Origin of the sequence: Pseudomonas sp. BF-B-15, from assembly GCF_019946675.1 — a bacterium.
GTDB lineage: Bacteria > Pseudomonadota > Gammaproteobacteria > Pseudomonadales > Pseudomonadaceae > Aquipseudomonas > Aquipseudomonas migulae.
Genome location: NZ_JAGYFZ010000146.1, coordinates 1 through 11,267, shown reverse-complemented (window position 1 = coordinate 11,267; position 11,267 = coordinate 1). Strand labels below are relative to the sequence as shown.

Sequence of the window (11,267 nt, the reverse complement as noted above, 5' to 3'; positions counted from 1 at the left end):
GCCAGGTAGACCGCATCATCGTTCTTCGCGGGCAAGCCTCGCTCCTACAGGTTTCACCCGCATCATCAGCTGTTTGATCTATGCTCGGCCTCTCGTTCCGGAGGGCCTTCGATGACTGATTTACTCACGTCCATTCAAGCCGCACTCGGCTTGCCCCACACCCCGATTCCGTTCACCTCGAAGGGCGCCCTGCCCTCGGCGTTCGCCGTCACTGACCTGGCGAGCGCCAGCATTGCCGCTGCCGGCCAGGCGGTCAGCGAGTTACTGCACCAGCACACCGGTCGTTTGCCCAACCTTGAAGTCGACCGTCGCCTCGCGTCTTTCTGGTTCGCGACGTCGATCCGTCCCGTCGGCTGGAGCGTTCCTCCACTCTGGGACCCGGTGGCCGGCGACTACCCGACCAGCGACGGCTGGATCCGCCTGCACACCAACGCGCCTCATCACCGTGCGGCGGCCGAAAAAGTGCTCGGTGCTTGTGCCGACCGCGCCGCCGTAGCGAGCAAGGTTGCGCAATGGGCGAAAACCGATCTGGAACACGCCGTGGTCGAGGCCGGTGGCTGTGCCGCCGAAATGCGCAGTTGGGCGCAATGGCAGGCGCATCCCCAGGGCCTGGCGGTGAATTCTGAACCACTGATTCAGTTCAGCGCCGGCAACCCTGAATCGTCGCCATCGTGGCAAGGATCGGTGGCACGACCACTGGCCGGAATCAAGGTGCTGGATTTGACCCGCGTGCTTGCCGGCCCGGTCGCCAGTCGCTTTCTTGCCGGCCTCGGCGCCGACGTTTTGCGCATCGACCCACCGACCTGGAACGAGCCCGGTGTGGTGCCGGAAGTCACCTTGGGCAAACGCTGCGCACGCCTGGACTTGCATGACAAAGCAGATCGCATCCTGTTCGAAAGCCTGCTCAAGGACGCCGACATTCTGCTCCACGGCTACCGCGCCAATGCGCTGGAACGGCTGGGTTACGGCGTCGCCGAACGACAGGCACTCGCGCCCCGCCTGATCGACGTTTGCCTGAACGCCTACGGCTGGAGCGGACCATGGCAGAACCGCCGCGGCTTCGACAGCCTGGTGCAGATGAGCAGCGGGATTGCCGAAGCGGGGATGCAATGGAAGAAGGCGGACAAGCCGACGCCGTTGCCGGTGCAGGCGCTGGATCATGCCACTGGGTATTTGATGGCGGCTGCGGCGATCACGTTGTTGGGACGGGGTGGGTCGGCACGGCTGTCGCTGGCGCGGACGGCGAAGTTGTTGATTGAACAGGGGGCGGGGACGAGTGAGCCGCTGCGGGCAGAGGATGAAAACGATCAGGACTTGTTGGTTGAACAGACGCCTTGGGGGCCGGCGCATCGGCTTCATGTGCCACTGAAAATCACCGGGACGCCATTGCAGTGGGCGATAGCGGTCGAACAGTCACTAAAAATCCCGGATCAGCTCAGTCCGCCCGACTCAGTGATGTCCACAAAAGCTGCGCCGCATACCCTCGACAAGGTCGCCAACCCTCGGCCCGCGCCAACAACTCCCGAGCCGTCACCCGCTCCCCCTCAAGCGCCGACAACGCATTGATCAACCCCACATCCCCATTCGGAAATGCATCCATCTCGCGCAATTGTCGCAAGGCGATGTACTGCGCCGTCCAGTCGCCAATCCCGTGCAACGCCAGCAACCGAGCCACACCACCCTCACGCCCCGGTTCAAACAACAACGGATCATCAAGCAACGCCTGGGCCACACCCGACAACGTCCGGCCCCGGCTTTTCGGCATGCCCAGCGCCGCCAGATCCGCCTGCGCCAATACGCCAGCCGCCGGGAACACCTGCGTGATACCGGGCAAAACCGACGCCAAAGGCGGCCCATATTGCACCACCAGCTTCCCCGCCAACCTGATCGCCGCAACCACGCTGATCTGCTGCCCCAAAACCGCACGAATCGCCAGCTCCAGACCGTCCCACGTCCCCGGAACCCGCAATCCCGGCCGCTCGGCAATCAGCCGCGCCATCAACGGGTCAGCCTTCAGCGACCGATGAATCGCCGCTAAATCCGCATCCAGATCAAACATCCGTCGCAACCGCGCAACGATCTCCGGCACCGCCGCCGGGTCAGGAAAATCCAGCGTCACTTCCAGCGCATCGCCCGCCACCGGCCTTATCGAAAACGTGCCGTGAGCGCCGTCCAGGCCGATGCTGCGCGAATACACGCCATCCACCACCGTTTCCATACCCGCCACGGCCCGCGCCGACAAGAACCCCAGCATCGCCGGCCAGTCATAGGGCGGCTGATAGGCCAGCCGCAACCTCACAACGACAGAAATCCGCTGTACAAGCCATACGCCGCCAAACCGGCGCCGCTGATGACCGCGGTAAATATCCCTTTCTCGATCGCTGTAAACAGCGGTTCACCCTGCTCGCGTTTGGCCTTGGCGAACAGAATCACCCCCGGTGCATACAACAACGCCGACAGCAGCAAATACTTGACCCCACCGGCGTACAACAGCCACACCGCATAACTCAGCGCGATGCCGCCGATCAGCAAGTCCTTGGTGCGTTCCGCCGACGCGTGCTCGTACGTTTCGCCGCGCCCGCTCAGCAACACCGCATACGCTGCCGACCACAGATACGGCACCAGAATCATCGACGACGCGAGGTAGATCAGGCTGGTGTAAGTCCCGGCGGAAAACAGCGTGATCAGCAGGAAAAGCTGGATCATCACGTTGGTCAGCCACAGCGCATTGACCGGCACATGGTTGGCGTTTTCCTTTTTCAGGAAGGCCGGCATGGTCTTGTCCTTGGCCGTGGCAAAGAGGATTTCGGCGCAAAGCAGCGCCCAGGAGAGCAACGCGCCGAGCAGCGAAATCGCCAGGCCAATGCTGATCAACAACGCGCCCCAGGGCCCGACGATGTGTTCCAGCACCGCCGCCAGTGACGGGTTCTGCAGGTTGGCCAGTTCCGGTTGGCTCATGATCCCCAACGACAACACGTTCACCAGCACCAACAGCGCCAGCACGCCAATAAAACCGATGACCGTCGCCCGGCCGACATCCGAACGTTTTTCCGCCCGCGCCGAATACACACTGGCGCCCTCGATGCCGATGAACACAAACACGGTGACCAGCATCATGTTGCGCACCTGATCCATCACGCCGCCGAAATTCGGGTTGCTGCGGCCCCAGATGTCACGGGTAAAGATGTCAGCCTTGAACGCCACGGCGGCGATGACGATGAACATGATCAGCGGCACGATCTTGGCCACGGTGGTCAACTGATTGATGAACGTCGCCTCCTTGATCCCGCGCAGCACCAGAAAATGCACGGCCCACAGCAGGACCGAGGCGCAACCGATGGCGATGGGCGTGTTGCCCTGGCCAAACACCGGAAAGAAGTACCCGAGGGTGCTGAACAGCAGAACGAAGTAACCGACGTTGCCCAGCCAGGCGCTGATCCAGTACCCCCACGCGGACGAGAACCCCATGTAGTCGCCGAACCCTGCCTTCGCGTAGGCGTACACCCCGGAATCCAGCTCGGGTTTGCGATTGGCCAGCGTCTGGAACACGAAGGCCAGCGTCAGCATTCCGACGGCGGTGATGGCCCAACCGATCAATATCGCGCCGGCATCGGCACGGGCGGCCATGTTCTGCGGCAAGGAAAATATCCCGCCGCCAATCATCGATCCAACCACCAGCGCGATCAGTGCGCTCAGGCGAAGTTTTTGCGTCGGTTGCGACATGCCTGCGTCTCCATTTTTCCCGATGTGACCGGGGAATGACCACGGCCGGGAAACCGTCACATGGTTGGTTTTAACTAAATAGGTACAGCGTAATAACGTTTATTAGAAAACGCCAAGTCATGTCCGTTATTTATAGCGGATGATTCTATTAGCGTCTTGGCAAAGAGCGAATTTGTGGGTCAATCTTAATTAATCGATTCCATACCTGAAACCGGCGTCAAAAATTTGCGGAACGCAGAAAACGAACTAGCGTAAAAGTTCCAAGCAATTGGAGTTATTCCTTTTGTATGAGTCGAGGCCTCTGGACCGGGCTTTTCCGGAAATACCGTTATGCCCGGAAAAGGTTCATAAGTCTTTCATTAACAATGGAATGTAGCCATGCACTGATCTAAGTCAGCTGACTGAATTGCTAACAGAACTACTCTGTTGTCTCTCTTCTCCTGCATTGGAGTCATGCAATGTCTGAATCCCCCGGAAAACTGAAACTCGGTGCACTTGTTGCGTTGGTTGTCGGCTCTATGATCGGTGGCGGGATCTTTTCTTTGCCCCAGAACATGGCCGCCAGTGCCGACGTCGGCGCGGTGCTGATCGGTTGGGCCATCACTGCCGTAGGCATGCTGACACTCGCCTTCGTGTTCCAGACACTCGCCAATCGCAAACCTGACTTGGACGGCGGGGTCTACGCCTACGCCAAGGCCGGATTCGGCGACTACATGGGTTTCTCCTCCGCGTGGGGTTACTGGATCAGTGCCTGGCTCGGTAACGTCGGTTACTTCGTCCTGCTGTTCAGCACTCTCGGCTACTTCTTCCCGATCTTCGGCGAAGGCAATACCGTTGCCGCTGTGATTGGTGCGTCGCTGCTGCTTTGGGGCGTGCACTTCCTCGTGCTGCGCGGGATCAAGGAAGCGGCGTTCATCAACCTGGTGACCACCGTCGCCAAGGTCGTGCCGCTGCTGCTGTTTGTGCTGATCGCGATTTTCGCCTTCAAGCTCGACATCTTCACCGCTGACATCTGGGGCGTGAAAAACCCCGACCTGGGCAGCGTGATGAACCAGGTGCGCAAAATGATGCTGGTCACCGTCTGGGTGTTCATCGGCATCGAAGGCGCGAGCATCTTCTCGGCGCGGGCGGAAAAGCGCAGCGACGTTGGTAAAGCCACCGTGATCGGCTTCATCACCGTGCTGTTGTTCCTGGTGCTGGTGAACGTGCTGTCGCTGGGCATCATGACCCAACCGGAACTGGCAAAACTGCAGAACCCGTCGATGGCCGCGGTGCTGGAGCACGTGGTCGGTCACTGGGGCGCGGTGCTGATCAGCGTCGGCCTGATCATTTCCCTGCTCGGTGCGTTGCTGTCATGGGTGCTGTTGTGTGCGGAGATCATGTTCGCCGCCGCCAAGGACCACACCATGCCGGAATTCCTGCGCAAGGAGAACGCCAACCATGTGCCGGTCAATGCCTTGTGGCTGACCAACGCGATGGTGCAGCTGTTCCTGATCATCACGTTGTTCTCCGCCAGTACTTACCTGTCGCTGATCTACCTCGCCACTTCAATGATTCTGGTGCCGTATCTGTGGTCCGCGGCTTATGCACTGCTGCTGGCGGTGCGCGGCGAGAGTTATGAAAACGACTCGGGCGAACGCTCGAAGGATTTGCTCATCGGTGCCATCGCGGTGATCTACGCGGTCTGGCTGGTTTACGCAGGGGGCACCAAATACTTGCTGTTGTCTGCCCTGCTCTATGCGCCCGGGGTCATCCTGTTCGCCAAGGCCAAGCGAGAACTCGGCAAACCGATTTTCACCAACGTCGAGAAGCTGATTTTTGCAGCCGTCATCGTGGGCGCCCTGGTGGCAGCTTACGGGCTGTATGACGGCTTCCTGACCCTGTAATACCCGATTGTTTTGTCATCTGGAGGATCACTGTAATGACCACGGAAAAAGTTAAGTACGGCGTACATTCCGAAGCCGGCAAACTGCGCAAAGTCATGGTTTGCTCCCCCGGCCTGGCCCACCAGCGGCTGACCCCGAACAACTGCGACGAACTGCTTTTCGATGATGTGCTGTGGGTCGCCCAGGCCAAGCGTGACCATTTCGATTTCGTCACCAAGATGCGTGAACGCGGGGTCGACGTGCTGGAAATGCACAATCTGCTGACCGACATCGTCGCGATTCCTGAAGCCCTCGACTGGATTCTGGAACGCAAGGTCACCGCCAATTCGGTCGGTTTGGGGTTGATCGATGAAACGAAGTCATGGCTGCGCAGCCTGGAGCCGCGCAAGATCGCTGAATTCCTGATTGGCGGCGTCTCCGCCGATGACCTGCCGGACAGTTTCGGCGGCAAGACCATCCAGATGTTCCGCGATTTCCTCGGCCACTCCAGCTTCATTCTGCCGCCGCTGCCCAACACCCAGTTCACCCGCGACACCACGTGCTGGATCTACGGCGGCGTGACGCTGAACCCGATGTACTGGCCGGCGCGCCGTCAGGAAACCTTGCTGACCACCGCCATCTACAAATTCCACCCGCAGTTCACCAACGCCGACTTCGAAATCTGGTACGGCGATCCGGACCAGGAACACGGCAGTTCCACCCTTGAAGGCGGCGACGTCATGCCGATCGGCAACGGCGTGGTGTTGATCGGCATGGGCGAACGCTCATCCCGTCAGGCCATCGGCTTGTTGGCCCTGAACCTGTTCAAGAACAAGGCTGTGGAAAAAGTCATCGTCGCTGGTCTGCCGAAGTCCCGTGCGGCCATGCACCTGGACACCGTGTTCAGCTTCTGCGACCGCGACCTGGTGACGATTTTCCCGGAAGTGGTGAACCAGATCGTCGGCTTCACCCTGCGCCCGGATGAAGGCAAACAAGGGGGCATCGACATCCGTCGCGAAGAAGGCAACTTCCTCGACGTGGTGGCCAAGGCATTGAACCTCAAAGCGTTGCGCGTGGTGGAAACCGGCGGCAACAGCTTCGCCGCCGAACGCGAGCAGTGGGACGACGGCAACAACGTGGTGGCCGTGGAACCCGGCGTGGTGATCGGCTATGACCGCAACACCTACACCAACACCCTGCTGCGCAAGGCCGGTGTGGAAGTCATCACCATCAGCGCCGGTGAACTGGGGCGCGGCCGTGGCGGCGGCCACTGCATGACCTGCCCGATCATCCGCGACCCAATCGACTACTAAACGACCATCCCCCCGGCCGCACTGACCCGGTAGCGGCCGGGCCGATTACCGAACTCAAGGAGAATCATCATGGCGTTCAACATCCACAACCGTAACCTGCTCAGCCTGGAGCACCACACGCCCCGTGAGCTGCGTTACCTGCTCGACCTGTCCCGTGACCTCAAACGCGCGAAGTACACCGGCACCGAGCAACAACACCTCAAAGGCAACAACATCGCGCTGATCTTCGAAAAAACCTCGACCCGCACCCGTTGCGCCTTCGAAGTCGCGGCCTATGATCAGGGCGCCAACGTCACCTACATCGACCCGAATTCCTCGCAAATCGGCCACAAGGAAAGCATGAAGGACACCGCCCGAGTACTGGGGCGCATGTACGACGCTATCGAATACCGTGGCTTCAAGCAGGAAATCGTCGAGGAGCTGGCCAAGTTCGCCGGCGTGCCGGTGTTCAACGGGCTGACCGACGAGTACCACCCGACGCAAATGATCGCCGACGTGCTGACCATGCGTGAACACGCGGACAAGCCGATCCACGAAATCAGCTACGCCTACCTGGGCGACGCGCGCAACAACATGGGCAACTCGCTGCTGCTGATCGGCGCCAAGCTGGGGATGGACGTGCGCATCTGCGCGCCAAAAGCCCTGTGGCCCCTTGATGATCTGGTCTCGCGCTGCAAGAAATACGCGGAAGAAAGCGGCGCCCGCATCACCTTGACCGAAGACCCGAAAGCAGCGGTCAAGGGCGTGGACTTCATCCACACCGACGTTTGGGTGTCGATGGGCGAGCCGGTCGAAGCCTGGGCCGAACGCATCCAGCAACTGTTGCCCTACCAGGTCAACGCGGAACTGATGAAAGCCACCGGCAACCCGCGCACCAAGTTCATGCACTGCCTGCCGGCGTTCCATAACAGCGACACCAAGGTCGGTAAACAGATTGCCGAGCAGTATCCGCACCTGTCCAACGGCATCGAGGTCACCGATGACGTGTTCGAGTCGCCAGCGTGCATCGCCTTCGAGCAAGCGGAAAACCGCATGCACACGATCAAGGCGATCCTGGTGTCGACCCTGGCTGACCTGTAACGGCTGACCCGGTTCCTCCTGCAGGCACACAACCCCCTGTGGGAGCGAGCCTGCTCGCGATAGCGGAGTAACAGCCAACATCATTGTTGAATGTGAAATGGTAATCGCGAGCAGGCTCGCTCCCACATTTACCGGGTTTCGACAGAGGAACCGAGTCGCTCGTAATCTCTTTATTGAAAGGACTGAATCATGCGTATCGTCGTTGCTCTGGGCGGTAACGCCCTGCTCCGCCGTGGTGAACCCATGACCGCGGACAACCAACGCGCCAACATCCGGATCGCCACCGAACAGATCGCCAAGATCCATGCCGGCAACGAACTGGTCATCGCCCACGGCAACGGCCCGCAGGTCGGCCTGCTGTCGTTGCAAGCGGCGGCCTACACCTCGGTGTCGCCTTACCCGCTGGACGTGCTCGGCGCCGAAACCGAAGGCATGATCGGCTACATCATCGAACAGGAACTGGGCAACCTGCTGGACTTCGAAGTGCCCTTCGCCACGCTCCTGACCCAGGTCGAAGTCGACGCCAACGACCCGGCCTTCCAGAATCCGACCAAACCCATCGGCCCGGTGTACGCCAAGGCAGAAGCAGAAAAACTCGCCGCCGAAAAAGGCTGGGCGATTGCCCCGGACGGCGACAAATTCCGCCGCGTGGTGGCCAGCCCGAGACCGAAACGCATCTTCGAAATCCGCCCGATCAAGTGGCTGCTGGAAAAAGGCAGCATCGTGATTTGCGCCGGCGGTGGCGGCATCCCGACCATGTACGGCGCCCACGGCAAGCTGCAAGGCGTGGAAGCGGTGATCGACAAAGACCTGTGCTCGGCGCTGCTGGCCGAACAGCTGGACAGCGATTTGCTGGTGATTGCCACCGACGTCAGCGCGGCCTTCATCGACTACGGTAAACCCACACAAAAGGCCATCGGCCAGGCGCACCCTGACGAAATGGAAAAACTCGGCTTCGCCGCCGGCTCCATGGGACCCAAGGTTCAGGCAGCCTGCGAGTTCGCGCGCCATACTGGAAAGGTCGCGGTGATCGGTTCACTCTCGGACATCGAGGCGATCGTCCAGGGCACGGCCGGCACCCGCATCAGCACGGCAAAACCTGGCATTACTTATTTATAAGGAGAACCGTCAATGGCACAGTTCGAGCCCGGTCACCTGCACATTGAGCGCCATGCACTGACACCGGACGATGTCAGCTACAACGTGCACCTCGACTATGAAGTCAGCAAGAATCCCAAGGGGGAGAAAGGAATTCAGTTCACCCTGCATGGCAGTATTCAAGGAAAGGACGTGAAGGAGCCCTTCTTTCTGCGCAAGGAGGAAGCCTACAACTTCGCCAACAACGTAACGAAAATCGCCGAGAAGTACGGGATTCCGAAGACCCATAGTCAGATCGGCTCGGTTCACAAGCATTACGATCTGATGTTCGAAGACATCCGCAAGCAGTTGGATATGAAATCCGGCGACCCGGTGAACATCGAACACTTCGAATAACCCTATTCCCCTGGATGAACGCTGTACCTGTAGGAGCCGGCTTGCTGGCGATGGCAACACCTCGGTTTTTCAGATGCACCGAGGCGATGCGATCGCCAGCAAGCCGGCTCCTACAGGTTGCGATCCCATCAGCGGATTTCACCTGAACCCCTCCTCCAAGGCATACTTGCCACCCTCCGCACGTCAGATAAAAAAACCGCCCCATGCGTATCCACGTCAGCTTCATCGACCGCGTCGGCATCACCCAGGAAGTCCTGGCCCTGCTCGGTGGGCGCAATCTCAATCTGGATGCGGTGGAAATGGTTCCGCCCAACGTCTACATCGACGCCCCGACCCTGAGCCCGGACGTGCTCGAAGAGCTGCACGACGCCTTGCTCAGCGTGCGCGGCGTGCAGGCGATGACGGTGGTCGACATCCTTCCCGGCCAACGTCGGCACTTGCAACTCGATGCGCTGCTCGCGGCCATGACCGACCCGGTACTGGCCCTGGACAGCGCCGGCAAGGTGCTGCTGGCCAACCCGGCATTGATTGCCTTGTACGGTCGCGAACCGGCCGGTGAAAGTGTCGCTGACCTGTTTGCCGATCCCGCATTGCTCGACGCCCTGCTGGAACACGGCTTTCGCCTGCCGCTGCGGGAGATCACCGTCAACGGTCAGACCTTGTTGCTGGACGCCACGCCGATCACCGACGCCGGCGCGCTGCTGACGCTGTATCAACCGAACCGCATCGGCGAACGCCTCTCGGCGCTGCACCACGACCATGCCGAAGGGTTCGATGCGCTGCTCGGCGAATCCCCGGCGATTCGTACGCTCAAGGCCCGCGCGCAGCGGGTTGCAGCCCTCGATGCGCCGCTGTTGATCCAGGGCGAAACCGGCACCGGCAAAGAACTCGTCGCCCGGGCCTGTCACGCCATCAGCGCGCGGCACAGCTCGCCGTTCCTGGCACTGAACTGCGCGGCATTGCCAGAGAACCTCGCCGAAAGCGAACTGTTCGGCTACGCCCCCGGCGCCTTCACCGGCGCGCAACGGGGCGGCAAGCCGGGGCTAATGGAATTGGCCAACCAGGGCACGGTGTTTCTCGATGAGATCGGCGAAATGTCGCCGTATTTGCAGGCGAAATTGCTGCGTTTCCTCAACGACGGCAGCTTCCGTCGGGTGGGCGGTGATCGTGAAGTGAAGGTCAACGTGCGGATCCTCAGCGCCACGCACCGCGATCTGGAAAAAATGGTCAGCGAAGGCTCGTTCCGCGAAGACCTGTTCTATCGCCTCAACGTGCTCAACGTCGAAGTCCCGCCGCTGCGCGAACGCGGCCAGGACATTCTGCTGCTGGCGCGCTATTTCATGCAGCAGGCCTGCGCGCAGATTCAGCGACCGGTGTGTCGCCTAGCGCCGGGCACTTACCCGGCGTTGCTGGGCAACCGCTGGCCGGGCAACGTGCGGCAACTGCAGAACGTGATCTTTCGCGCCGCGGCGATTTGCGAAAGCAGCCTGGTGGACATCGGCGACCTCGACATCGCCGGCACCTCCGTGGCGCGCCAGAGCGACACAGAAGTCGACAGCCTGGAGCAGGCGATGGAAGAGTTCGAAAAGACCCTGCTGGAAAAACTCTACGTCAGCTACCCCTCCACGCGGCAACTGGCCAGCCGCCTGCAAACCTCCCACACCGCAATTGCCCATCGGTTGCGTAAGTACGGGATTCCCAATAAGCCGTAATCGCTGTTGGTTCGAACGGATTCTTTCGATGAACCTCAACCTGTAGGAGCCGGCTTGCTGGCGATGGCGATGCTGAAGAC

General features: G+C 60.5%; 8 protein-coding genes and 1 pseudogene. 7 read left to right on the top strand and 2 right to left on the bottom strand.

The window, feature by feature from the left end; all coding sequences use genetic code 11:
* Window positions 1-111: 111 nt before the first annotated feature.
* Window positions 112-1,401 (top strand): annotated as a pseudogene (locus tag KGA97_RS27570) (CoA transferase); the annotation flags it as partial.
* A gap of 34 nt (window positions 1,402-1,435) precedes the next feature.
* On the opposite strand, the gene KGA97_RS27565 reads toward KGA97_RS27570, so the two are convergent.
* Both KGA97_RS27565 and arcD (KGA97_RS27560) read right to left on the bottom strand, forming a co-directional pair.
* Window positions 1,436-2,299, bottom strand: coding sequence for a DNA-3-methyladenine glycosylase family protein (locus tag KGA97_RS27565; protein ID WP_223481861.1), 864 nt, complete (start codon window positions 2,297-2,299; stop codon window positions 1,436-1,438).
* Entirely contained in the window at window positions 2,296-3,723 is a 1,428-nt protein-coding gene (gene arcD / locus KGA97_RS27560; protein ID WP_008027826.1) for an arginine-ornithine antiporter, read from the bottom strand. The genes KGA97_RS27565 and arcD (KGA97_RS27560) overlap by 4 nt, the downstream gene beginning before the upstream one ends.
* A gap of 458 nt (window positions 3,724-4,181) precedes the next feature.
* On the opposite strand from arcD (KGA97_RS27560), the gene arcD (KGA97_RS27555) reads away from it, so the two are divergent.
* The 6 genes from arcD (KGA97_RS27555) (at window position 4,182) to KGA97_RS27530 (ending at window position 11,187) form a co-directional block, all read left to right on the top strand.
* Entirely contained in the window at window positions 4,182-5,609 is a 1,428-nt protein-coding gene (gene arcD / locus KGA97_RS27555; protein ID WP_008038651.1) for an arginine-ornithine antiporter, read from the top strand.
* A 35-nt stretch (window positions 5,610-5,644) separates the two neighbouring features.
* Window positions 5,645-6,901, top strand: a complete 1,257-nt coding sequence (gene arcA, locus KGA97_RS27550; RefSeq protein WP_008027822.1) for an arginine deiminase — start codon at window positions 5,645-5,647, stop codon at window positions 6,899-6,901.
* Window positions 6,902-6,970: 69 nt separating this feature from the next.
* Window positions 6,971-7,981, top strand: coding sequence for an ornithine carbamoyltransferase (locus KGA97_RS27545; RefSeq protein ID WP_008027820.1), 1,011 nt, complete (start codon window positions 6,971-6,973; stop codon window positions 7,979-7,981).
* A gap of 189 nt (window positions 7,982-8,170) precedes the next feature.
* Complete coding sequence (gene arcC, locus KGA97_RS27540) at window positions 8,171-9,100, top strand: carbamate kinase (protein WP_008027818.1); 930 nt, start codon at window positions 8,171-8,173, stop codon at window positions 9,098-9,100.
* Window positions 9,101-9,112: 12 nt separating this feature from the next.
* Window positions 9,113-9,475 carry a DUF5064 family protein gene (locus KGA97_RS27535; protein ID WP_008027817.1) on the top strand — a complete coding sequence of 121 codons (363 nt, stop codon included), beginning with the start codon at window positions 9,113-9,115 and terminating at the stop codon, window positions 9,473-9,475.
* A gap of 203 nt (window positions 9,476-9,678) precedes the next feature.
* Window positions 9,679-11,187, top strand: coding sequence for a sigma-54-dependent transcriptional regulator (locus tag KGA97_RS27530; protein ID WP_008027814.1), 1,509 nt, complete (start codon window positions 9,679-9,681; stop codon window positions 11,185-11,187).
* The last annotated feature ends 80 nt before the right edge of the window (window positions 11,188-11,267 follow it).

What these genes read in the sequence shown, in the direction of transcription:
- arcA (WP_008027822.1), top strand. Translation starts at nt 5,645, where the DNA reads ATGACCACGGAAAAAGTTAAGTACGGCGTACATTCCGAAGCCGGCAAA.
- arcD (WP_008038651.1), top strand. Translation starts at nt 4,182, where the DNA reads ATGTCTGAATCCCCCGGAAAACTGAAACTCGGTGCACTTGTTGCGTTG.
- KGA97_RS27530 (WP_008027814.1), top strand. Translation starts at nt 9,679, where the DNA reads ATGCGTATCCACGTCAGCTTCATCGACCGCGTCGGCATCACCCAGGAA.
- arcD (WP_008027826.1), bottom strand. Translation starts at nt 3,723, where the DNA reads ATGTCGCAACCGACGCAAAAACTTCGCCTGAGCGCACTGATCGCGCTG.
- KGA97_RS27535 (WP_008027817.1), top strand. Translation starts at nt 9,113, where the DNA reads ATGGCACAGTTCGAGCCCGGTCACCTGCACATTGAGCGCCATGCACTG.
- KGA97_RS27545 (WP_008027820.1), top strand. Translation starts at nt 6,971, where the DNA reads ATGGCGTTCAACATCCACAACCGTAACCTGCTCAGCCTGGAGCACCAC.
- arcC (WP_008027818.1), top strand. Translation starts at nt 8,171, where the DNA reads ATGCGTATCGTCGTTGCTCTGGGCGGTAACGCCCTGCTCCGCCGTGGT.